Source organism: Paenibacillus sp. Leaf72 (assembly GCF_001422685.1).
GTDB lineage: Bacteria > Bacillota > Bacilli > Paenibacillales > Paenibacillaceae > Pristimantibacillus.
In genome coordinates this window covers 1-23465 of the sequence record NZ_LMLV01000005.1, presented here as the reverse complement: position 1 = coordinate 23465, position 23465 = coordinate 1, and the positions used below count along the sequence as shown (strand labels likewise).

The window sequence follows — 23465 nt, the reverse complement described above, 5'->3', positions numbered from 1 at the left end:
GACCGGGCGAGATAAACGGATTTTTTGAGTAAAGCTAGCTTTGCTCGATTAGTTCAATCCATTCATTGTATTCGTTTTGCAGCAAGGAGTATTCGTGCGCCAGCTTGCCATGCTCGATCGTAAGCTTCTCGTGCTCTGCCCGCAGCTGCTCTGTCGTTTGGACGGCTTCAGACCACTCCAGCTCAAGCTGCTGCCTGCGTTGATCAACTTGCTCACTCTGCTGGGCTGCCGCAGCGGCTTGCGCCAAAGCGGCCTCCAGTTGCCCCTTCAGATGCTCCTCGCCAGCTTGTCGCTCGGACTCTTCCGCAATCATCCGGTTTAATTCATCTGTCAATTGCTCAGAACGCTTGCGTTCTTGCTCCATTTGCTCATCCAGTTCCTGCTGTTTGTGTAGTAAAATGTCGAGCTGCTGAGCCGCGATACGCTCACGTGCCGCAATCAATTCAAGCTGCTCCGTAAGCTCCTGCTCGTGCCGAGCCAGCTGTCCCAGCTTTTCATCCAGCTCCAGCTCGTGAAACTCTGCCCGCTCTACTTTCTCCTGAAGCTCCTGCAGCTTGCTTTGCCATGAAGCCTGCTCATCCTTATGCTGCTGTTCCACTTTCAGCTCGCGTTCACGGTATTGCTCGTCGAACTGCTGCTTCTGCTGCTCAATTAACCTAGCATATTCAGCCTGCTTCTCATGAAGCTGCGATCTTAGCTCCGAGCAATCACGTTCCAGCTGCTCCGACTGCTCCATTTGTTCAAGCTTCAACAGCTCCAGCTGATCGGCAAAATCCTGCTTGAGCTGGTTCGCTGCATCATCCCGCTGCTGCTCCAGCATAGCAAGCTGCCGCTGATGCTCCTGTGCCAGCTCCGCATGAACAGCTTCGCTTTCCCGCTGCTTCGCTTCGAGTGCTTGCTCCAGCTCACGAAGCTTAAGCGTAAGCTCTCCTCGAGCTGCTTCGCCCTCACGCTGCTTGGCCTCCAGTGCTTGCTTCTGCTCACGAAGCTGCAGCTCCAGCGCTTCACGCTCTTCTTCGAACTGAATTTCTTGCTCCAGCTGTTTTTCTTCCGCATTCTTTTTCCATTCTTCATGAAGCTGGACTTGGGCCGCAAGCTGTTGTTCAAATGCTGTAAGCCGCTCCTGATACTGCTGCTCCTGCTCGTTTCTAGCCTGCTCATAGTGAGCTTGATGATCTTGCTGCAGCTGCTGAAGCTTGCTAAGCTCTTCCTGCAGCTCCATAACACGCAGTTCAGCCTCATCCGCTTTAGCCGCTTCATTCGCCAAATACTTAGCCTGCTCAGCGATTTGCGCTTCGGCTTCCTTCAATCTATTGCCTAGCTGCGCACGCGTTTCGGCATGCTGCTCATTAATGACATGCAGCTCGTCCAGCTGCTGGCGAATTTCGCCAAGCTCGGCGTCACGCTCCTGGCGCTCCTGCTCTAGTACTGCAAGGGAGGAGCGTAACGCTTCTTCCTGCTCCATAGCTTGCAATAAGTGGTCATCTGCCACGGAAATACGCTGTTCAAGCGCAGCTTTTTCCTTGACAGCTGCTTCTTGAAGCTCGGCAACAGCTGTTTGCAGCTTAGCCCGCTCTTCTTCCCAATTTTTATATCGCAAAGCGAGGTCAGCCTTCAAGGCTTGCTCCTGCTCCGTTAACTCTTTCATATGTGCGGAAACCAGCTTCTCGACATTAGCCGATGCTTCTGCAAGCAAGCGCTGCTCATGCTCGTCAAGCTGCTGCTGCTGCTGTTCAGCCGTATTAGACAGCTCCAGCTTCCATTCCTCTTCACGCTGTTCAAGCTTCGCCTGCCAGCCCTGCTCAAGCTGCTTCACACGCTCAGCTAGCTGATGTGCAGCAAGCTCAATCGCTTGGGCTTTAGCTGCACGCTCCGCTGACAATGCCGCTTCCGCTTCTTCAAGCAGCTCTGCCGCAGTTGCCTGCTCGCGTTGCAGTTCTACTTGAGCTGAAGCTTCCAGCTCCGCTAGCTTCGCTGCCGCTTCCGCACGTTCACGTTCGACGAGAGCTTGCGCGGCCGCCTCGGCTTCGGCGAGCTTCGCAGTTGCTTCCGCTTGCTCGCGTGCAAGTCCCTCTTCTGCGGCGCTTTTCGCTTCTACAAGCTTCAATGCTGCATCAGCCTGCTCACGCTCCATTCGCTCCTGTAAAGCTTTCTTGACTTCAGCAAGCTTAGCCGCCGCTTCCGCACGTTCGCGCTCCAGCTGCTCTTGTGCAGATGCTTCTGCCTCTGTCAACAGCTCAGTCGCTGCTGCGCGCTCTTGCTCCAGCGCCTCTTCCGCTGCTGCTTTCGCTTCCAGCAGCTTCGCTTCGGCTTCTAACCGTTCGCTCACCACACGCTCCTCGGCAGCATGTACTGCCGCTTCTGCTGCTGCCAGCTTGGCTGCCGCTTCCTCACGCTCGCGCTTCAGCATCTCTTCCGCTACGCTCTGCGCCTCTGCGAGCTTCGCAGCAGCGGCTTCGCGCTCCCGCGCAACCTCTCTTGCCGCGATGCTTCTTGCTTCGGTTGCTTTTGCTTCGGCTTCTGCCAGTTTAGCGGCTGCTTCGGCACGTTCACGCTCCAACTGCTCCTGCGCAGACGCTTCCGCCTCCGTCAACAGCTCCGTCGCTGCCGCGCGTTCCTGCTCCAGCTCCGCTTTTGCTTCCAGCAGCTTGGCTTCCGCCTCTGCCTGCTCGCGTTCCAGCTCCGCCTTCGCAGCCGCTTCGGCCGCCGCTAAGCCTGCTGCCGCTTCCGCGCGCGCCTCTGCAAGCGCTGCTTCCGCTCCGCTCCGCAATTCCGCCTGCTTCACGGCGGCTGCCTCGCGCTCCTGCGCAAGCTGCTCCTCGGCGATCAATTCCGCCTCGATCAGCTTTTCCTCTACTTCCGCTATTTTCGCTGCAGTCTCGGAAATTTTCGCTTCCGCTTCGGTCAGCTTCGCCGCCGCTTCAGCTCTCTCGCGCGCAAGCTTCGCATCTGCTCCACTCTGCGCTTCCGCGAGGCTCGCTGCCGCTGCTTCACGCTCACGAACAAGCTGCTCCTGTGCAGACGCTTCCGCTTCGGTCAGCTTTTCAACCACTTCCGCGAGCCGCTCTGCCGCTTCGGCACGCTCGCGCTCCAACTGCTCCTCGGCGATAATTTCCGCCTCGATCAGCTTTTCGGCTGCTTCCGCACGCTCACGCTCAAGTGCCTCATCCGCTGCACTCTTCGCCTCCGCCAGCTTTGCTTCTGCTTCCGCACGCTCCCGCGCAAGCGCCTCATCCGCTGCACTCTTCGCCTCCGCCAGCTTTGCTTCTGCTTCCGCACGCTCCAGTTCAAGCGCCTCATCCGCCGCACTCTTCGCCTCTGCCAGCTTCGCTTCTGCTTCCGCTCGTTCCCGCGCAAGCGCCTCATCCGCCGCACTTTTCACATCCGCCAGCTTTGCTTCTAATACGCCAAGCTTCGCTTCCGCTTCCGCACGCTCTCGCTCAAGCGCCTCATCCGCCGCACTCTTCGTCTCCGCCAGCTTCGCCTCTAATACGTCAAGCTTCGCTTTTGCTTCTGCACGCTCACGCTCCAACAGCTCTTCCGCAACGATTTCCGCTTCGATCAGCTTTTCGGCTGCTTCCGCCAGCTTCGCAGCCGCCTCAACGCGCTCGCGCGCCACTTGCTCCTCGGCAGCTGCCTCGGCTTCCGCAAGCTTTTCCGCTGCACTGGCCTGCTCACGCGCAAGCGCGCCTTCTAGCGTAAGCTTCTGGGCAGCAAGCGTCTCCGATGCTTCCTCGCGCTGACGCGCAAGCGCTTCCGATGCTTCCTGCTGCTGCGCTGCAAGCCGCTCATCCGCTTCTGCCAGCATATCCTTCAGCTGATTTTCCGCTACTGCGAGCGCATGCATCAGTTCCTCGGCAGCTTTCTTCTTCGCCTGCTCCAGCTCGGATTCAAAAACCTCCTGCAGCTCCTGCAGATCGATTTCCGCCTTTACCTGCAAAGCCTGATACTCCTCGCGCAAGCTTGCCATCATCCCTTGGAGCTCTCCAAGCTGCTCGGCAAGCACTAGCCGCTTCGCCTCAGCGTCATGCAGCGACTCATTATCGCGGCGCAGGCGGAACACTTCCTCGGTCATCTGCACAGCTGCAAGCACTGCAATTCTTGGCAGGTCCAGCTGTGGATAACCTTTGGCAATTTTGTTCATGCTATCATCTATCATTCCGGCAATACGCCGCATATATTCTGAGTTGGAATGGCCCTTCAAACGATATTGATGCCCATATATATCAACGGTTACTACAGTTTGCTCAGTATCCATAAAACATTATCCTCCTATAGGTGTTTCTCGCTCCCTTATCAATCAGCAGGATTGTTTCCCCAATCCTTATATATAGAAGAACATATCACATAGAGTCTTATATTATAGTTGCATTATATCAAGGTGAAACGGCTGTCGCTATCCTTTGGCGGCGCGGCGCGTTTCATTCCGAGAAATATAGAGAAAGGATGGATACATCATATCCTTTCCTATATTTCAAGGTGAAACGGCTGTCGCTATCCTTTGGCGGCGCGGTGCGTTTCATTCCGAGAAATATAGAGAAGGGATGGACACATCATATCCTTTCCTATATTTCAAGGTGAAACGGCTGTCGCTATCCTTTGGCGGCGCGGCGCGTTTCATTCCGAGAAATATAGAGAAGGGATGGACACATCATATACCTTCTCTATATTTCAAAAATAACTGTAAACGACTGCTTCTGTCTCAGACATAAAGCTTGACCCATCTTTATAGTTCAACCCAAAATGCAGCACTGACTCCCAAGCAGATCTCTATCCATGTTTCGACTAACAAAAAGAACAAGTTTTGATGACAAAACGACACGGTCTTCCACTCTGGAAAAAACGCCCAAAAGCCTGCTCCAGCTTAAAAAACAAAGCAAAAAGCCGTATCGATAGTCCACAAGGAACTATTTCGATACGGCGTGGAAGGTTTCCTGCCTATTTTCTTAATTCTGCTTTAAAAGATTGTTCTAATCCAGCAACGACCTTGCCATGCAGCTCGGTCACTTCTTCATCGGTCAGCGTGCGTTCTGCATGACGGTATACAAGAGAGAGCGCTACGCTCTTTTTGCCTGCTCCCAGCTTCTCGCCTGTGAACACGTCGAACACGCGTACGGACTCAAGCAGCTCGCCAGCCGTTTGCCATGCGAGGGCAGTCAGTTCGCCTGCAGGAACTTCCATATCCAGCACGACAGCAATATCACGCTGCATCGCAGGATAACGCGGCAGCGCCTTGTAGACGATTTCGTCGCCAGCCAGCTGATAAAGCGGTGCAAGCTCGATTTCCAGCACATACGTATCTGCCAGGTCGCTCTCGAGCTGCAGCGTTGGGTGAAGCTGACCAACGTAGCCGATCACTTCTGTGCCATGCTCGGTTTCCAGTTGAACAGCCGCCGTTCTTCCCGGGTGAAAATGCTCCGGCTGCGCCGCGGCATAACTCACCTTATCGGCAATGCCGAGTACAGCAAATACAGTTTCCAGAACTCCCTTTGCATCATAAAAATCAACAGCAGAAGCTTTGCGGTTCCACTGCGGCTCTACACGGTTTCCAGTCAGCAATGCCGCAAAGCGATGCTTCTCCTGAGGAAGACGCGTCAGCTTCTCTTCTTCTGTATGGAATACGCTGCCGATTTCAAAAATGACAGCCGATTCATTTTTGCGATTGCGGTTATAGGCTGCTGTTTCCAGCAATTGCGCGATCAGCGTCGTCCGCAGCACGCTGCGCTCCTCGCTCATCGGCATCGACAGCTTCACAGCCTTCGTCGCTTCACCCGACAAGGCAGGGAACAGCTGTGTCCGTTCAGGTCCTGTGAACGAATAGCTGATGACTTCATGCAGGCCAGCATCCGTCAGACGCTTGCGCAGCTCGCGGCGAATCGCTTGCGGCTTCGTCAGCGCCCCTGGCGTTACATCTCCGAAAATCGGTGTAGTCGGAATGTTGTCATATCCGTAAAGGCGGGCAACCTCCTCAATCAAATCTACATCATACGAAATGTCGCCTCGGCGCGATGGCACTTCCACTTGGAATACGTCATCTTCACTAACGCTATAGCCGAAGCTTAGACGATTCAGAATCGTTTGCACTTCAAGGCTGGAAAGCGAGGTCCCTAGGTAGCGGTTGATTTTAGCCAAAGCTACTTCAACAACCTGCTGCTTCGCTGGAGCTGTCGTCACTTCCACGATGCCCTCCGTAGCGAGTCCGCCTGCAAGCTCCGTAATCAACGCAGCTGCGCGGTTCAACGCCGGAATAACGCGGCCCGGGTCCACTTCCTTCTCGAAGCGAATGCTGGATTCTGAGCGAAGGCCGAATTGGCGCGATGTTTTGCGAACCGTTCCACCATCAAATCTGGCCGATTCCAGCAAAATATTAACCGTATCGCCCGTTACCTCCGAATTGGCTCCACCCATAACGCCCGCAAGCGCGATTGGCTTCTCGCCGTCTGTAATGACGAGCATTTGCGGCTCAAGGCGGCGCTCTTGGCCATCGAGCGTAAGCATCGTTTCGCCTTCATGCGCCAAACGCACGTCGATTCGTCCGCTTTTCACTTGATCTGCATCAAAGGCGTGAAGCGGCTGGCCATACTCCAGCAACACAAAGTTCGTTACGTCAACGACATTGTTGATTGGACGAATACTTGCGGCAATAAGGCGATTTTGCAGCCATAGCGGAGACTCGCCAATTTTCACGCCTTTAATGTAACGCGCACTGTAGTGGAAGCACTGCTCAGGAGCGCTGATCGTCACTTGTACATGGCTCTCTGTACGCTCGGAAGCGTGAGCAATTGCCGGCTCAGGAATACGCACCTCGCGTCCAGTCAATGCGCCAATTTCATACGCCGTGCCGATTACACTGAGGCAATCCGAACGGTTCGGCGTCAAATCCAGCTCCAGCACCTCATCGTTCAGCCCAAGCACGTCAGCGATTGGCGTTCCAATTACCGTTTGCGGCGGCAATACGAGTATGCCTTCCTGCTGCTCCTTCGGAAGCAGCTTGTCATTAATGCCAAGCTCTTTCGCCGAGCAGATCATGCCCTGCGATTCTACGCCGCGCAGCTTTGCGCGCTTAATATGCAAATCGCCAGGCAGCTTTGCTCCAACGGTAGCGACTGGAACGAGCTGTCCCGCATCGACATTTTTGGCTCCGCATACGATTTGCAGCTCTTCGCCTGTGCCTACATCTACTTTGCACACGTTCAGCTTATCCGCATCCGGATGCTTCTCGCGCGATTTGACATAGCCGACAACGACGCCTGTCACTCCCTTGTTGCGGGATTCCACCTCGTCGATCTCAATGCCTCCGCGCGTCATTTTTTCGGCAAGCTCTGCGCCCGTAAAGCCAGATAAATCAACATATTCATTCAACCATTGATACGAAATTTTCATCGCTTTGCTCCCCTTCCTTTCCTGCTACATTTTCGCGAATTGTTGTAAAAACCGAAGATCGTTCGTATAGAAATGACGAATATCGTCAATGCCGTATTTCAGCAGCGCAATGCGCTCTACACCCATGCCGAAGGCGAATCCGCTCACTTCGTTCGGGTCGTAGCCGCCCATCTCCAGTACGCGCGGGTGCACCATGCCGCAGCCGAGAATTTCCAGCCAGCCCGTCTGCTTGCACATCCGGCAGCCATGTCCGCCGCATTGCGCACAGCTTACGTCAACCTCCGCGCTTGGCTCCGTGAATGGGAAGAAGCTTGGACGAAGACGGATTTGCGTTTGCGAGCCGAACATTTGCTGGGCAAATTGCAGCAGCGTGCCTTTCAGATCGCTCATGCGAATGTTAGGCGCAATGACAAGACCTTCAATTTGATTGAACTGGAAGGAATGCGTCGCATCGTCATCATCGCGGCGGTATACTTTGCCTGGACAAATAACTTTGATCGGCTTGCCTTTCATCGCTTGCATCGTTCTCACTTGAACCGGGGATGTTTGCGTACGCATCAAAATATCGTCGGTAATGTAAAACGAATCCTGCATATCGCGCGCCGGATGGTTTTTCGGCAGGTTCAATGCCTCGAAGTTGTAATAATCCGTCTCTACTTCTGGGCCTTCCGCAATCGTATAGCCGAGCCCGATGAAAATATCTTCAATTTCCTGGGCTACCTTGTTTAGCGGATGTACGGCTCCAGTTGGCAATGCTTTACCCGGCAGCGTCACATCGATCGTCTCGCCGCGCAAGCGCGCTTCCGTCTCCGCTTGCTGGAATACCGCCTGCTTCTCTTCAATAACGGCTTCAATCGCCGTACGCACGTCATTGCCGACTTGGCCGATAATCGGACGCTCCTCGGCGCTAAGTCCGCCCATGCCGCGCAAAATTTCGGTTAGTGCGCCTTTTTTCCCTAAATATTTTACCCGCAGGTCGTTAAGCACTTGCGGATTGTCTACCTGCTGCAGCTCCTGCAGCGCTTCGCCGCGCAAAGCCTCCAAACGTTCCTTCATCTGATGCTCGCCTCCTCATTCTTTTGAACAAACAAAAAAGGCCCCTTCTTCCCGCAAGGGACGAAAGAACCGTGGTACCACCCTAATTCGAACAATCTGCTTATTCCCTCTCTGTACGGACAGGGATAGCACTAGCTTGCTCCTCAATCCCGTTAACGGCGGGAACCGAAACATTCCTACTTGCGGGCATGCAGCACCTGCTGGCGCCACGCCGGGTTCAGAAGTCTGCTCAGGAGTGAACTTCAGACAGCCTGTTTTCACGAAAGACGCTCTCAATCCATGGCGACTTCTCCCTGTGTGAAGGCACTGCTTACTTTTCTCCGTCTCAGCATTTCAACTCATATGATAACAATATCTTTTACATTATAAGCAAATGAATGGCGGGATGCAATAACTGGCTTGCGATTTGCCCGAGTTATGCTCCCGAAATCGGAATTTTGCCTTTGGTAAAGCTGACGCTATCCGCCTTCCATATGCCATTCACCTTGATTATTTTAGTGCCTCGCATAATGAATTCCGTTTCCCAAGCATCATGGCCAATGTCCAGCGATTGAAGAAAGCTTCCTGTTGTTTTGGTTCTATAGCTGCCAGACGTTACTGGATCTTTAAACGTATAATTATACTCTAGGCCTTTATTTTGAATAATGACATTAATGAGTCGGTCGGTAAAATAAGGCTTGAAATAAGTGCGAATCTGCTTCACGGATGATACATCGGCTGCTTCGTTTAATTTATCAGACAGCTGCTTCAGGCGGGCTGCCGATGCTTTTTCAGCGGCCAAAAGCTTAACCGGCTCCACATATACAACAAGCTGCTTCCCTTCGAATGTAATCGTTGCGACTTGGCCATATGAATTCCAGTCTACACTTGCACCCAGCATTTGGCTGACGAACCGCAGAGGAACATAGGTCGTGTTGTTGATTAATTGCGCCGGTACGTCGAGCTCCGTTTCAGCTTGATTGACAAGCACCTTTTTTGAGTTAATCGTAAGAAGCATTTCAATATCGTCTTTTTGGATTTCAATCGTTTGAAGCTTCTGGCTCCACTCTACAGCAGCCCCCATATTTTGTGCAACATCGCGCAGCGGAATAAGCATCCGGTTGTCCTTCAATTTTCCATTCGTAAGCTCTATAGGCCGATCAGCCGCAAAAACAGGTGCCGAAAGGGCTGGAAGAGCCAGCAGTGCCGCTGCCATTAAGCCCAACGCGAATTTTTTCAACATCATCATAACCTCCGTCATCAAAAAGTAGCGGTTGTCTTATCTCTGTAAATTATTTAGACGTGGAGCATCTAAAAAAGTTACTTAGCTAGCAAAAAAGCGCCATCTTTGAAAGATGGCGCCGCCTGCTTCAAGCAGCCGCTATTCTAATAAAGTCTGCTTGACAAATTGATTGAATTTCCTGAACTGCTCGATTTCGCGCTCATGTGTCACTTTGAAATCCGATGCTTTTTTCGAGCGGCTTTTCAGCGTAATTTCCAGCCCTTCAAGCTGCAAATAATAGCGGGTGCCGATATGATAATGACGGCCTTCATAGAGACAGGATGCTCCGAGATAGTTTTGCAGCCATTCAGCTTTATCCGGCTGCTTGTCCCAGTTGTCCGTCAGCCAAGCATACAAATCAGGCTGGAAACTGGCGAGCATGCCGCTGTATCCGCCGCCACCCAATTGCATTACTTCAAGTACATGAGGATTGTTCGCTACAAATATGTTAAGCGGAGTGCCTTCCGCTGCCTTGATTTTCGCTTTAATTTGCTCCAGATTGTTGCTGCATTCCTTCATAAAAGTAAATCTGCCCGTCTCTGCACACCATTTGACAAGCTCTGGCGACAATAGGCGGTGATAAGGAATTGGACATTCATAAAGCCCAAAGGTCACATCAGGGAACGTCTCCAAAATCGTTTGCGCACGTTTTTTCCAAGCTTCTTCATCTTCATCCTCGGCAGCCAGACGGTTCGTTACGAGTACGAAGGCATCCACGCCCGTTGCTGAAATTTGCCTAATCTCCTCAAGCTGCTGCTGAAAGGACTCCGAAATGTGGCCTGAAGCCACGACAGGCACTCTTCCCGCCGTCTTTTCCTGCACGAAGCGCGCTACCGCTACCCTTTCCTCCAAAGAGAGATGAAGCATTTCACTGGACAAGCAAACCGCAAACAACCCATGCACGCCATTGTCTATGTACCAATTAATCAGCTGTTCCAGAGCCGGATAATCAACCTCATTATCCTTGGTAAACGGTGTAAGCATAACGGGCCAGACGCCTTTCGGTGCTTGCTTCACTTGCATTTAAACCCCGCCCTTCACATTTTGATCCCCTACATGTTACAACAGATATATAGGCTTTGAAACCGCTTTAACTTATTTGCACTGATATTTAAACAACACCTCTGAAAATATATTATTTTTAAACAAAGGCTATGTTAAATTCTAATGTTGATTTATGACCATAAGAAAACCGCCTTTGCGAAAAGGCGGTTAATTGAGCTAACGTCTCCCGTTTAGCGTAATCACCTTAAGTGACAAGGTCATCTTACCGTCTGGTAAACGAGACCTATGGCTCCAGAATCAAAGGTCTTGTTTTCGATTAGCTTAAGATTGATCTTCTCCTTGAGACCTTGGAATAACGGCAATCCCTTACCGATCAGGACGGGAGAAACCGTAATTTTATATTCATCAATTAAATCAAGCTGCATAAGGTGGTGTGCGAACCTAGGGCTACCGAGGATGACCATCTCCTTGCCTGGCTGCTGTTTGAGGTTATTGATCTCTTCCTCGACATCTTCTTTCACGAGTCTGGAATTATTCCATTCGACTTTCTCCAGCGTCGTGGAAAAAACGATTTTGGCTGTCTTTTCGATCCACTCGGCATGATTCCGTTCATGCTGCGAAGCTGATGGGTTCGAAGGCACAGATGGCCAGTAACTGTGCATCATCTGATAAGTCCCACGCCCCCAAATGACAGTGTCGGCAGTATTCAGAATTTCTTTCGCGTGTTTCTCCAAATCAGCATCGTAGGAAACCCAGCCAATGTCCATTTCACCATTCGGCCCTTCTACAAAACCGTCAAGCGATGTGTGCAGAAATAGAACGAGTTTTCTCATTTTCAGTTCTCCTTTGTTCATGAGGGATATCTACATTATACATTTACTACATTATTAAGGTTTAACAAAGCCTAAACAAAAGCAACGAAAAACAGCTCCGTCCATCTTTACGATGAGCAAGGAGCTGTTTTTAGACTCGCCTATTGTTGAATAATGGCTTCGGCCTCTATTTCGACCAATAATAGCGGATCAATGAGTGCTTTGACTTCTACCATCGTGGATGCTGGTTGAATCGTGCGGAAAAACTCGCCATGCGCCTTGCCGATTTCTTCCCATTTTGAAATGTCGGTAACGAACATTCTTGTCCGCACAACATCGGACATGCTCGCCCCTAGTTCAGCCAAAGCTTTCTCGATCGTTTGCAGCACAAACCGAGCTTGCTCGTATGGATCTCCTTTGCCTACTACTTCGCCATCTTTCATCGCCGTCGTTCCTGCGACCTCAATCCGGTTGCCAACACGAATGGCGCGGCAGTAGCCGACAAGCGGCTCCCATGGAGAACCTGTAAATACCTGTTTTCTGCTCAACCTGCTCACTCTCCCCACATTATCATTTGTGCTTCCTTTTAATCGTTGTCTTCATGCTAACTGTCGCTTAAAGGCTCCGTTGCTATTTCCACACAAGTTCCTTGGTCCCGCTCGCTCTTTACACGAAGCGTCCAGCCCATCTGCTTTGCTCGTTCACGCATCATGCGAATGCCATAGCGGCCTTTCGCCTCCAACTGCTCGGCGTCTGCCCCTCGCCCTGTATCCGCTACGATACAATGAAAGCTGCCCAGTGCTCCGCCTTCAAGCGGATAACAGGCGATGCTCACATGCGCCTCATGTGTATGCTTGCGAATATTCATCAGCGCCTCGCGCACAATTGCCATCAGCTCAACCTTCTCTTTGTCCGACAGCGCATGCTCAGACAATTGCCAATTAACTTCAGCAGTATAGCCCCCAGCTTCCCGCAGCTCCTCGGCAAGGGAATGAATGGCTGCTCGCCAAGGCCCTTCAGCAGGACTTGCAGCTGTTGACGATTTCAAGTTGGCAATGGACTGGCGAACATCCTCATACACGTGCCGGACTGTTCCACGAATTTGTTCAGTCGTCTGACGAACACCCTCCGGTGTATGGGCGTGCTCCAAGCTATCCAGCTTCACGGAAAGCAGAAACAACGACTGCGAAATGCCATCATGCAGCTCACGCGCCAGCTTCTCGCGCTGCTCAAATGAAGATTTCGACAGCCGTTCGCGCTGCAGCGCATCCTGCATTAGCTCTAAACGCTTGAACAAACCGCGCAGCAGCGTCAGTGTAACTAGAAACACGAGCACAGGAGCAAGCACATTGCCCAAATCCATTGAAATGTATGGCAGCAGGAACGCATGCCGGACATATTCCCAAAGCCCAATTATAAGTGTTGGAATCCACAAGATCAACCATTTCAACCATCGATATGACACTCGCTACCGCTCCCAGCTTGCATTAATAGTTTTCAAAATCGATGCTTTCTTCCACCTTTTCCCCACTCTTATCGACCACTTGCAGCTCGGCCGTCCATTTCCCGGGGAATGGGATGTCCATTTGCTCTGCATGGTACGACGTTCTCACAAAACCAGGAAACGATTCATACGACTTATCCTCAAAAATCGCCAGCGGCACCTCAAGTGGCGCAAGCTGCTGTCTGTCACGCGAATGCAGCACCAGCTTTACTTCAGAAGGCTCTCCCAGCTGCTCCGGCAGCCATATTTTCACCTCGAATTGATTCGTTCCTGGCTCATTAGGCGTTATATTAACGGTAAAATGTCGCGTTTCCCCCATCTTATGAAATCGGACTGGCGTATTGTCTGGTAGTGGGCTCATATAGGTGAACACGCCGACAATGAGCGTGATCACCAGCATTAAGCCTGCATCCACTTTCAGCATCAAGCCGTCTGGCAGCTCCCCCCGCCGAACACGGGCCCGAAGCAAAGCGCCTGTGACGATGACGAGCGCGACCAGCGCGATTTTCACAATTAGCCATATGCCCCAGCTTGTATAAAATAAATAGGACAGGCTTGGCAGCAGCAACAGCGTAATCGCCGCACCCGTAATGATAAGCAGCGCCATGGATATCCAAGCTGCTGTCGTGAAGCGTTCTGCAAACCGCCCTGCTTCCTTCCGATCAACAAACCATAAGCCCAGCAAAATCATCAAGCCCCCGCTCCATACAGCCGCACAAGCGAGATGGATAAAATCAAGCACGATGCCCAAATTCATATTCGACTGCAGCGCCGCCACATGGCCGCTCCAGCTCTCAATAGCAAGCAGCAGCAGCGCCCAGATGAGCTTGAACGTATCGCTTGCTTTGATAACAGCAAAGCCAAGAAGCGACAAGATAAGCAGCGCAAGCCAGGCTTGGCCGGTATTCGTTTCGGTGAACAGCCTCAACCATTCCGGCCCTCCGCCTCCGTAGCCTTCCATCAAGCTTCTCGCATTGGCGAATACATACAATAGGGAAGCCAGCAGCAGCGCCCGCATCATTGGCAGGCTCCATTGCTGCATTCGTTTGCGCTGTTCATCGCTTCCTGAGCGAATGCCACTGAACCACAGCATCATTCCGGCCGCCATCAGCAGCGCGGTGTAATACACAATTCTTGCTGTATAAAATAAGGCTGTGCTGACACTGAGTCCACTGTCGTGGCCGTGATCCATATTTTCCATCTGGTCATGTCCAACCTGCTCATGCGGATTAAAGCTTGCTGCCAGTGTTGGGAAAGCACCAGAAATCTGCTTAGGCTCTAAGATTCGAGCTGCATGTGCATCGGCTGGCATGAGGCCAACTAACAGCACAGCGCTAAACAGAAGCAAAGCCAGCACCGCATACAAAGATAATATTCTGACAGGTGAATGCGGTACAAGCTGTTTGCTCCGGGAGATTAATTTTAAAATCATGCTGCAATTCCCTTCCTTCAGTTATCCTCTTGTAACAGTTTACCTTACAAGACAGCAAAGGACAATTCACAAGGCACAGCTGAAACATTGTATAACCTACCCTTGGAGCGTGCATCATGAAGGAGAAGGAACGGCATCATATATGTACAATCAACTACGTACAGGAGGAGGAAATGCCTACATGGTGTTTAACAGCAGCTACACAATCGCTGATTTGAATCATAATGAGGATGCCCTTGCAGAAATAAAACAATTAGAGCAGCGGCTGTCCGACCAAACCGGAGCAGCCATTACTCTAATTGCTTATAACTATGAGCATGATATTACGGCTGAACGTACCGATTAATCATTTCAACTAGCAGATCGTTTAGCGGCTTCACCTCGTATTCCCCGGCAGCAGGCTCCAAGTGGCCGCCGCCTATTCCGCTGTCATCTGTCAGAAACAAGTACGTCCCTCCCGTCGCCACCGCCATAAAGCGCAGCAAATATTCCGTTTGTACATCTACACCGCTGGAGGCGACGGGAATTATACGGATGCCCTCGGCCGCTGCCGTTTGGATCAGCTCCTGAATTTCATTAACTACTTTAGTGTTATAATGCGGCGGAGCATCCAATACGAGGAACAACAGCCTTGCCCTCGCCTGGTCGCTCCAGTCATGTCCATGAATGGCATCGCGCAGCGCCGCATCCACCGCTTCGGGATAATCGCCGCCGCCATCAGCCTTTTCCGCTGCCAATTTCCGGACCACCTGATCGACATCCTTCGTAAACGGAAACGACTTCACCGTATAATCATCAAATTTATCCTTATAAAAGTTGGCACTGAGCCTTATATCCAATTGCTGGCCATGCTGCTCGCCTACCCTGCCGATTACATCCTTCAGCTCGGCCTCCAAATAGCGCAGCTCATCCTCCATTGAGCCTGTCGTATCCACAACAAACATAATATCGACTGAATTGGCGAGCTCAGCTTCGCCTCCAAAATCAACCTTGAGCGTGCCTTGCTCCGGCAGGCTAATCTGGTCTATGCTCTTTTGGTACTGGCCTGCCTGCACCTCGACTTTATAATGGCTTTGCTTATCGTTTTGTTCTTTGTTAAAAAGTCCGGCAAATAAATAAGCTTTTCCATCCGTATTTGTACGCGCTTCCCATTCTTGCTCACGCTGATTGTCACTTAGCTTCACAACAGCATCGGATACTGCACGCCCGCCTGATGTCACAACGACCTCAAGACGGTTAAAAGCGTGAAACGACCAATAGCGGGCATTGTCATCGCCCTCTTTGCTATTGAGTAAATTGCCGAAGCGCTGCCATGCGGCCAAATCATCCCATTCACCAGCTGTAAGCTGTCCTGCCTTCACTTCCGCCTGTTGCGAAGTATAACGCCTGTCTCCACTTTCTCTGCGTTCACTTTCAGGAGCAGGCTCCGTTGTTTCTCCTTTGCTTGGTGCTTGGTCCCCTCCGCTGTCTTCAGCATTTTTAGTTACAGTATCTTCCGTTGTGTTATCTCCTGTTGCTGTATCCCCCGGTTTCGTGGAATTACTCCGATCAGAGCCGTTATTCATGCTGCCAGAGCAAGCTGCTGCCAGCATGAAAGCGATAATGATGACCATTGTGCGAATTAAGATGAGTTTATTTGTATTTTGCATCTTAAATCCCCCTTCTATCTTTTTCCATTAGACGATTGCGGGGCAATGATTGTTGCATAAAAGCATATTCAACATTAAAATGATTAACAGGCTGCAGCGCTGGCTTGTCCAGACCATATGCGGCGTTTTTCTTAGGAGGATAAACGGATGGAAACGATAGCGTTAACCAATATTGAAATGACCTATCAGCAGGGGACTCGTCAGCTTACTTTTACAAATGCCGACTTATTTTTAGTGACAGACTTTGGCTCGGCTTTGTGGTACGTCGATGCGAACGGCATTGCAGATGCCGATGTATTGAAATGGTTCAATCAAAGCGAGGACATCCGAATTGAGCTGCGCGTCACCTCATTGGACAATCGCAAATTCGAAGGTACCGCTTATTTCCACCCCAATGAGAAGCATTATGCGGCAGCGATTCGCGGCGAAGGCGAATTGCGTCTTATAAATAACGAACAATAATCGTGGAAATATTGAAAAAAGGAGGAATTAACTGACATGTCTATTACTACACGTCTGGTTCAAAATCAGGAAGACCGGAATGCCGTATTTGAAGTACGGCGCAGCGTATTTGTTGACGAGCAGGGCGTCCCTGCTGCCAATGAATATGATGAATTTGAAGATACGGCCCAGCACCTGCTTGCCCTCAGCGATCAAGTGCCAGTAGGAGCAGGAAGAATACGAGTAGTGGGCGGTGCAGCCAAGCTGGAGCGCATTTGCATTTTGGCAGACTACCGCAAGCTTGGCATTGGTAAAATCATCGTCGAAGCGATGGAGCAAGCAGCCGCAGCCCAAGGACTTACCGCCGCCAAGCTAAATGCCCAAACCCATGCAGAAGGCTTCTACAGCAAACTGGGCTATCGCACGGTTTCGGAGATTTTTTTGGAGGAAGGCATGCCTCATGTCACGATGACCAAGCAGCTTGTACAGCAGGCCTAAAGCCCGTCAATCCAATACAAAAAGCCCTGGACAGCCGCCTTCCAACATGGACGGACTTTCCAGGGCTTTTCAATTGTATAGCTGCTGTAAGGCAGCTATTATTTGCTATGCGATAATTCTGGCGTTGTCATACGGTCATAGAAATCAACCGCTTTATCCTTGTCCTCGGAATCGCGAAGCGCCATTGCCGAACGCGGATGCTCGTCCAAAATACCAGTAATCATATAAGGAATAATGTAGCCCCACTCTTCCTTCTCACGAAGCGGAATCATGTATTTCTCAATCATATCGAGTACTGGGCGTGTTTTGTATCTTGGGTTTTGCAGTTGGGATACGAGCAGTTCTGTGTTGCAGTTGCCTGCTGCGCGGCCCATGCCATATACGGACGAATCAAGCAGCTCGACGCCGCCCTCAGCAGCAATAAGCGTATTAGCGAATGCTAGCTGCAAATTGTTGTGCATATGCGCGCCCAGACGTTTGTTTGGAAGATACTTGCGGAACTTTTCCGTCAAGTAGCTTACATCATTCGGCTTCAGGCTGCCGTAGGAATCGACGATGTACACAACATCAACAACGCTGTCATTGATCAATTCGAACGCTTCCAGCAGTTGGTTTTCCATTACATTCGACAAGGCCATAATGTTCAGCGTCGTCTCATAGCCACGGTCACTGAATAGTTTAACCAGCTCAAGACCCTTGTCCACATCTTTCGCATAACAAGCGACACGGATAAGATCAAGCAAGCTTTCGCTGCGTGGCAAAATATCGTTCTCGTCTACACGGCCTACGTCAACGAGTGCAGACAGCTTCGTAGTTCCTTTGTTAGGAATAACGGTTCTCAGAAACTCGTCATCCAGAAAACGCCAAGGACCGGCACTTTCTGCGCCTTTGAGCAGCTTTGGCGAGTTTTTATAGCCAATTTCCATATAATCAACGCCAGCATCGTTCAGGCTTTTGTACAAGTGCTGGACAAACTCTACGCTGAAATCCCAGTTGTTTACTAATCCGCCATCGCGAATAGTGCAATCGACGATTTTACAATGACTTGTTTTTGAATTCATGTAAAGGCTCCTTCTGACTGTACGTCGCTAATCTTTAACATCCATCATACTTGAAATGCCTATGAAACGCAAAAGAAATTTGCCCGTTTCTGACGTCATAAATCAGCCTTTTTAAGCACCAAGCAACTCTTCTGCTTTCGCCTGAAAACGTTCATGAAATTGCTTGACCGCCCGGATATCCATCTGCTGTCCATTGATCCGGTTGTAAACTTGCTCATCCGTCGTCGCCAGCACATCCAAAAACTGAGACACAATTTGAGCTGTTACCGTTTCCGGGTGCTCCTTCACCAGCTTTTGATAGCTCGCCTTGACCTCGCTGAGCAGCCGATACGTTTCCATATCGAATATGGGCGTATTATTGAGGCCATAAATATACATCGATAAGTAGCTGTTTAAATAAAGCTGCTCGATTTCCGGGCGCTCTGCTGAGTTTGGGTACGTCTTAATATAGTTTTCCGACAAAACGGCGCGATTAGCCAGCTTGTCCCACGTTATGATCAGTCCGGCATCCTTCGCTGATACCTCATTGGATTCTACCGCCCGCAAAAAAATATAATCGTTCATCTGCTGTGATACGTAATTTTTGTAAACCTTTTGCAATTCAAAATCAATGATCGGATAAATGGTGCCCTCTACCATAATCAGCTTGTAGCCGCCCATCAGCTTCGTAATAACAAGCTGCTTCACAGCGGCATCCTGAATTTCGGCGGCGTTGGAAGCCGTAATCGGCCATTGCTGCTGGAGCAGCACCTCCTGCACATTATTTTCAAAAAAAGCGTCCTGCGTTCGTTCTAGATCATTGTTATAATACGCATTCAGCTCGCGTATCATCGTATCCGCCCGCTCCTGTCCCGCTTTCGACATATTTTCGTTCAGGAATGAGACTATTTCGAACGGCTCCTTCGCATTTTGCACCGTCTGGCGGTATTGCTCCAGCAAATTGTCTTTCTCTTGGGGGACACCTTGAACAACTGGCGAAACCTGAGCCCCAGCATGGGAATCCCGTCGTTCCTCTGTATTTTTATTGTTGCCGCTGCAGCCTGCAATGAATAATGCAAAAATAAGAACTAAAACATTCCATCTATAGTTACGACTACGCACGTCGTTATTCACCTCAATCGTCATGTTCACCTGGCCCTCTCACCCTAATAGTATATGCCACATTATCGTCAATATCCAATAGACGCATGAACAGAGCGGAAGTTACGGCAAAAAAGCGCGGAAGCAGGCCTCCGCGCAAACTTTTTTTAAAACACAGCCGTATCCTTAACTTATCTTCAAAATATCTCCTGATCTTACAGCGCTTTGACCTGATTATCCTCATGCTGGGCTTCGGCCGAATAATGCCCTGACTTCACAACCTTTGTTGTCAAATACTTCTCATTGTAGACCGAGGTTTGGCCCCAAAGCGGAACACGGCGGGCAATGTGCATGCCAGCATCACGAAGCGCCTCCACTTTGCGCGGGTTGTTCGTAATAATCGATACGGGCTGCGAGCGAAGCAGCTTCAAGACTGCAATGGATTCGCTGTAATCGCGAGCGTCCTCGGCAAAGCCCAGCTCCAAGTTCGCATCAACCGTATCCAGTCCTTCTTCTTGAAGCAGGTAAGCCATTGCCTTGCTGAACAAGCCAATGCCACGGCCTTCATGATTGGCCAAATAAAATAAGGCACCCGTTCCATGCTCGGTAATCATTCGCATCGACTGCTTAAGCTGAAAGCCGCAATCACAGCGTTGGCTGCCAAAAATATCGCCCGTATGGCAAATGCTGTGCATGCGAATCAGCGCATCTTCGCCTTCGGCAAAATCGCCATAGACGAGCACGCTGGATTGCTGAAGCTCCGCATAATGCCCATTTGCCAGCTCGCTGTATAGATCTGCTTCGTCCTGCGCGCTATTTTTCTCACGCTTCAGCCAGCTGTACCACTGGAAAATCTTCGTCTCGCCATCAAGCTCAACCGGGAGCTGAATCGGTCCGACAACGTGGATATCGTATGAATCGCCTTCAATTGTTTTTATTTTGTCATTTATAATAGAACGAATGGATGGTTTAATCATTAGTGTGCACCTTCTTCATCTGTTTTTGATATAATAGGTTGAAAGGCTAAGCTTCATCTGCTATACATGCACCTTGCCTTATTAACAATCATAGGGGAACAAATTTTCGCTTACCATTAGTAACTAATTATATATTCGAAATTCCATTACGTCAAGTTATGAGCGTTCAAAAAGTTTGCTTGTATATAAATACTATTAAAGCTATACTTAATAGCAAGTTATAATGAGGTGATCTACATGGAGAAATCCGGGCTTTGTCCGCGCCTGCACAAAGGGATGGACATTATAAGCAAACGATGGACCGGCTTGATCATTTATCAGTTGCTGTCCGGGCCGCAGCGCTTCAGCTGCATTCAAGGCGCCCTTCCCATTAGCGGCAGACTGCTGTCTGAGCGGCTTAAGGATCTTGAAAATGAGGGCATTGTAAGCCGCGCCGTCTTTCCAGACATTCCAGTTCGCATCGAATATTCGCTCACCGAAAAGGGACACGCACTGGAGCCGGTCATTCGCGAATTGCAGCAATGGTCATCCAATTGGGTAGCGCCTATGTCCATATCCAAGTAAAAGGTTAACGAAGCAGCCTCGGCCCTCCATTGGGCCGGGGTTGTTTTGTGTTTTCGGAGTGGGGGACGCTTCGCGGATTTATAGCAATCTACTATTAACGTCTAGTACCCTCTATCAGTAGGCCACATATAAATATATTATTCGTATCTCCCCATGATAATTGTCCTCATATGCGTTATCACTAGAAAGGAGGAAACTCTATTGCTTACTGTCTTCATTATTTGCTCATCAGGCCTGTCCCTCTATTTCATTCTTAAGCCTCCTCCACCGATTAAACAGCCTACTATTCTAACCCTATCCTCTACGGCAACAGATAATCGCTATGACAGCATTAGCATAGAAACCGCTCAGCATACTGCTGCTGCCGCAAATGAATAACCCTTTGCTGCTTCACTATGAATTTAATCAAGAATTCGAGGTGATTAACATTTGATCTCGCTACCTTCCATTATCGTGTCCCTGTTTGCTTTCCTTTTCACTATTTTGCTCATTTTGTGGCGACCCAGAGGGCTGAATGAAGCCATTCCTGCTACGTTTGGCGCCATTCTCGTCCTATTGAGCGGAGTCGTCTCGTTGTCGGACCTAGCGCATATTAGCGCCACTGTAAGCGGAGCTGCCATCACTATTATGGCAACGATCGTCATGGCTATCGTGCTAGAAAGCTTCGGCTTTTTCATCTGGGCAGCCGAAGGGCTTGCTATTCGAGCACGAGGCTCAGGACTCAGGTTGTTCTGGTATGTAAACCTGATGTGTTTTCTGATGACGCTATTTTTCAACAATGACGGCAGCATTCTTATCACAACCCCGATTTTGCTCATTATGCTGCATCACATGGGACTGAAAAACCACCAAAAAATTCCATACCTACTCTCAGGAGCATTAATCGCTACCGCCTCCAGCGCTCCCATCGGAGTCAGCAATATTGTAAATCTGATTGCGCTGAAAATCGTCGGCATGGATTTGTACATGCATACCGTCATGATGTTTATCCCCGCTACACTTGGTCTGCTGCTGCTCACCTTGCTGCTATTCCTCTACTTTTACCATCAGCTTCCCCGGGAAGTGCCCCATACGATTTCAATCGTCCCTATTCACTCTGGCTACCATCCTTTACTCACTCCTGCCGGAAGCAAGCCTGCACAGCCCAAATACAGCAGCCGCTTTATGAAATCGATTCTGCTTTTCGTCTTCTCCGTTCGGCTCAGCTTATTTGCTGCATCCTATTTGCACATCCCCGTTGAGTGGGTCGCTGTTTTCGGCTCCTTGCTGCTCCTTTGTTGGCGCTGGATTTACCTGAAAATGCCACCGAACGACATTTTGCGTAAAATCCCCTGGCATATACTCATATTCGCCTTCGCCATGTATATCATTATTTATGGCCTGCACAACATTGGCCTGACGCAAGGACTCGTTCAGGTGTTCGAGCCACTCGTTACTGGCAGCCTGATGAATGCAAGCATTTTAATCGGAGGGCTCGTCTCCGCCATGTCTACACTCGTCAACAATCATCCCGCACTCATGATCGGCACGATCACGCTTACTGAAATGAACCTCGACCCGCTTACCCTCAAAATCGCCTACCTCGCCAGCGTCATTGGGAGCGATATTGGCTCACTCATTTTACCGATAGGCACGCTAGCCTCACTCATTTGGATGAATCTTGTGCAGAAATCCAAAGTAAAAATCAGTTGGATGGATTATGTCAAAGTAACGCTTGTCATCATTCCGCCTGTGCTGCTGTTTACCCTCACTCTTCTTGCTCTATGGGTTGGCTGGATTTTCCCAATGCACTAGCTCACAACAACGTATACATGAGCGGTCAGTCTACAAATAGGTGTTTTCTGATAAATCCGCAGCTATTTCTATGGCAAACGGGCGCTGCCACCAAATGACGGCAGCGCCCGTTTGCCTATAAGGCAGCAGTACTATTTATTTTATTTACTACTAAAAGGTTTACAATTGAGGAATAACGGTTTAATATATATCCCTAGCCGAATTCTAGCACTCTAATATTAAATCGCTTAATTTTTCAATTGAAAAAGCGGGGGAACCAACAACGTGGTTGAAGCGAAAGCTTGAATCGCAAGGGGTGAATCCGGTGCATCTCGCACTGGTAGGGCAGCTCACTGGCCCGAATCCGACAGCTAACTCCGTAAGCGAACGTGAGGAGAGATGAATATGATTGTCCTTCATGCGCCGGACGCTCCGCCTAAGGCGAAGCACGCAATGAAGCTTACGGTCAAACGCATTGAGCTGTTTGTCATTCCAGCACTCAATGTAGACGACGCCGGAAACCGTGCCTGCTTGCGGGTAACGACGGACAAAGGCATTGGCTTTGGCGAGACTTTTGTCGACGAGATGGAGCGCCCTAATGATTGGGGCCTGTGGTGCAGCGCGCTGAGCAGCTTTATCGGCACCTTGTCTATTACAGGACGGTCGCTTCGGAGCGAGCAAGCCGATCATCACAGTGTGTACAACCTATTCGATCATGCGATTCATCATCTCAAAAGCTGGACCGCAGAAATTGAACCGGACGACGGCGCTTCTGAGGAACCTATTTTACTTAGCCGCTCCTTATTCTACCTTTCTATTTTTTAGCTTATTTTAGATCACCATAACGTAAAGGAACCTTCCCCGCCATGTTTAAAATGTACCCTATAAGATGGACACTTTAAAAAGGTCATCTTGTAGGGTCTTTTTTGTGTACAATAAATAAAAAAACGAGCGGTGGTCGAAGCGGAT

At 50.1% G+C, this 23465-nt stretch carries 19 protein-coding genes and 1 riboswitch; of the genes, 6 read left to right on the top strand and 13 right to left on the bottom strand.

All coding sequences use genetic code 11. From position 1 onward, the window contains the following. Nucleotides 1-34 precede the first annotated feature (34 nt). From ASF12_RS11675 to ASF12_RS11635, 9 genes are all read right to left on the bottom strand, one after another. The gene (locus tag ASF12_RS11675; RefSeq protein ID WP_056034366.1) at nt 35-4258 is read right to left on the bottom strand and encodes a hypothetical protein; all 4224 of its coding nucleotides are present in this window, start codon (nt 4256-4258) and stop codon (nt 35-37) included. A gap of 680 nt (nt 4259-4938) precedes the next feature. Further along, nucleotides 4939-7383 carry a phenylalanine--tRNA ligase subunit beta gene (gene pheT / locus ASF12_RS11670; RefSeq protein ID WP_056034363.1) on the bottom strand — a complete coding sequence of 815 codons (2445 nt, stop codon included), beginning with the start codon at nt 7381-7383 and terminating at the stop codon, nt 4939-4941. A gap of 24 nt (nt 7384-7407) precedes the next feature. After that, complete coding sequence (gene pheS, locus ASF12_RS11665; RefSeq protein WP_056034361.1) at nt 7408-8439, bottom strand: phenylalanine--tRNA ligase subunit alpha; 1032 nt, start codon at nt 8437-8439, stop codon at nt 7408-7410. Nucleotides 8440-8854: 415 nt separating this feature from the next. Beyond that, nucleotides 8855-9667 carry a copper amine oxidase N-terminal domain-containing protein gene (locus tag ASF12_RS11660; protein WP_162241894.1) on the bottom strand — a complete coding sequence of 271 codons (813 nt, stop codon included), beginning with the start codon at nt 9665-9667 and terminating at the stop codon, nt 8855-8857. A gap of 132 nt (nt 9668-9799) precedes the next feature. Then, nucleotides 9800-10723, bottom strand: a complete 924-nt coding sequence (locus tag ASF12_RS11655) for a dihydrodipicolinate synthase family protein (protein WP_056034357.1) — start codon at nt 10721-10723, stop codon at nt 9800-9802. A gap of 239 nt (nt 10724-10962) precedes the next feature. Continuing rightward, on the bottom strand, nt 10963-11538 hold the full coding sequence (locus ASF12_RS11650; RefSeq protein ID WP_056034353.1) for a dihydrofolate reductase family protein: 576 nt from the start codon (nt 11536-11538) through the stop codon (nt 10963-10965). Nucleotides 11539-11678: 140 nt separating this feature from the next. Next, nucleotides 11679-12065 (bottom strand): RidA family protein, encoded by a 387-nt coding sequence (locus ASF12_RS11645; RefSeq protein ID WP_056034351.1) that lies wholly within the window; start codon nt 12063-12065, stop codon nt 11679-11681. Between the two features lie 56 nt (nt 12066-12121). Further along, nucleotides 12122-12982, bottom strand: a complete 861-nt coding sequence (locus ASF12_RS11640) for a sensor histidine kinase (RefSeq protein WP_056034349.1) — start codon at nt 12980-12982, stop codon at nt 12122-12124. 22 nt (nt 12983-13004) lie between these two features. Continuing rightward, the gene (locus ASF12_RS11635; RefSeq protein WP_056034346.1) at nt 13005-14453 is read right to left on the bottom strand and encodes a copper resistance D family protein; all 1449 of its coding nucleotides are present in this window, start codon (nt 14451-14453) and stop codon (nt 13005-13007) included. Between the two features lie 181 nt (nt 14454-14634). On the opposite strand from ASF12_RS11635, the gene ASF12_RS34430 reads away from it, so the two are divergent. Beyond that, nucleotides 14635-14799 (top strand): hypothetical protein, encoded by a 165-nt coding sequence (locus ASF12_RS34430; protein ID WP_235533130.1) that lies wholly within the window; start codon nt 14635-14637, stop codon nt 14797-14799. On the opposite strand, the gene ASF12_RS11630 is transcribed toward ASF12_RS34430, so the two are convergent. Next, nucleotides 14777-16102, bottom strand: a complete 1326-nt coding sequence (locus ASF12_RS11630) for a VWA domain-containing protein (protein ID WP_056034343.1) — start codon at nt 16100-16102, stop codon at nt 14777-14779. The genes ASF12_RS34430 and ASF12_RS11630 overlap by 23 nt on opposite strands. Before the next feature lie 147 nt (nt 16103-16249). On the opposite strand from ASF12_RS11630, the gene ASF12_RS11625 reads away from it, so the two are divergent. Next, on the top strand, nt 16250-16564 hold the full coding sequence (locus ASF12_RS11625) for a hypothetical protein (protein ID WP_056034340.1): 315 nt from the start codon (nt 16250-16252) through the stop codon (nt 16562-16564). Between the two features lie 42 nt (nt 16565-16606). Next, complete coding sequence (locus ASF12_RS11620) at nt 16607-17041, top strand: GNAT family N-acetyltransferase (RefSeq protein ID WP_235533138.1); 435 nt, start codon at nt 16607-16609, stop codon at nt 17039-17041. A gap of 98 nt (nt 17042-17139) precedes the next feature. On the opposite strand, the gene ASF12_RS11615 is transcribed toward ASF12_RS11620, so the two are convergent. The 3 genes from ASF12_RS11615 to ASF12_RS11605 all read right to left on the bottom strand — a co-directional run bounded on the left by ASF12_RS11615 (nt 17140) and on the right by ASF12_RS11605 (nt 20159). After that, on the bottom strand, nt 17140-18102 hold the full coding sequence (locus tag ASF12_RS11615; RefSeq protein WP_046233068.1) for an aldolase catalytic domain-containing protein: 963 nt from the start codon (nt 18100-18102) through the stop codon (nt 17140-17142). Between the two features lie 111 nt (nt 18103-18213). Beyond that, nucleotides 18214-19233, bottom strand: a complete 1020-nt coding sequence (locus ASF12_RS11610; protein ID WP_155973097.1) for a hypothetical protein — start codon at nt 19231-19233, stop codon at nt 18214-18216. A gap of 164 nt (nt 19234-19397) precedes the next feature. Continuing rightward, entirely contained in the window at nt 19398-20159 is a 762-nt protein-coding gene (locus ASF12_RS11605; RefSeq protein ID WP_056034333.1) for a GTP cyclohydrolase II, read from the bottom strand. A 237-nt stretch (nt 20160-20396) separates the two neighbouring features. Between ASF12_RS11605 and ASF12_RS11600 the strand changes: the two genes are divergently transcribed. The 3 genes from ASF12_RS11600 (at nt 20397) to ASF12_RS11590 (ending at nt 23321) form a co-directional block, all read left to right on the top strand. Then, the gene (locus ASF12_RS11600) at nt 20397-20723 is read left to right on the top strand and encodes a winged helix-turn-helix transcriptional regulator (protein WP_056034330.1); all 327 of its coding nucleotides are present in this window, start codon (nt 20397-20399) and stop codon (nt 20721-20723) included. Nucleotides 20724-21152: 429 nt separating this feature from the next. Next, nucleotides 21153-22517 (top strand): arsenic transporter, encoded by a 1365-nt coding sequence (locus tag ASF12_RS11595; RefSeq protein WP_056034327.1) that lies wholly within the window; start codon nt 21153-21155, stop codon nt 22515-22517. A 214-nt stretch (nt 22518-22731) separates the two neighbouring features. Beyond that, nucleotides 22732-22897, top strand: a riboswitch (cyclic di-AMP (ydaO/yuaA leader). Between the two features lie 4 nt (nt 22898-22901). Beyond that, nucleotides 22902-23321: a hypothetical protein gene (locus ASF12_RS11590; protein WP_056034324.1), complete on the top strand. Its 420-nt coding sequence runs from the start codon at nt 22902-22904 to the stop codon at nt 23319-23321. The last annotated feature ends 144 nt before the right edge of the window (nt 23322-23465 follow it).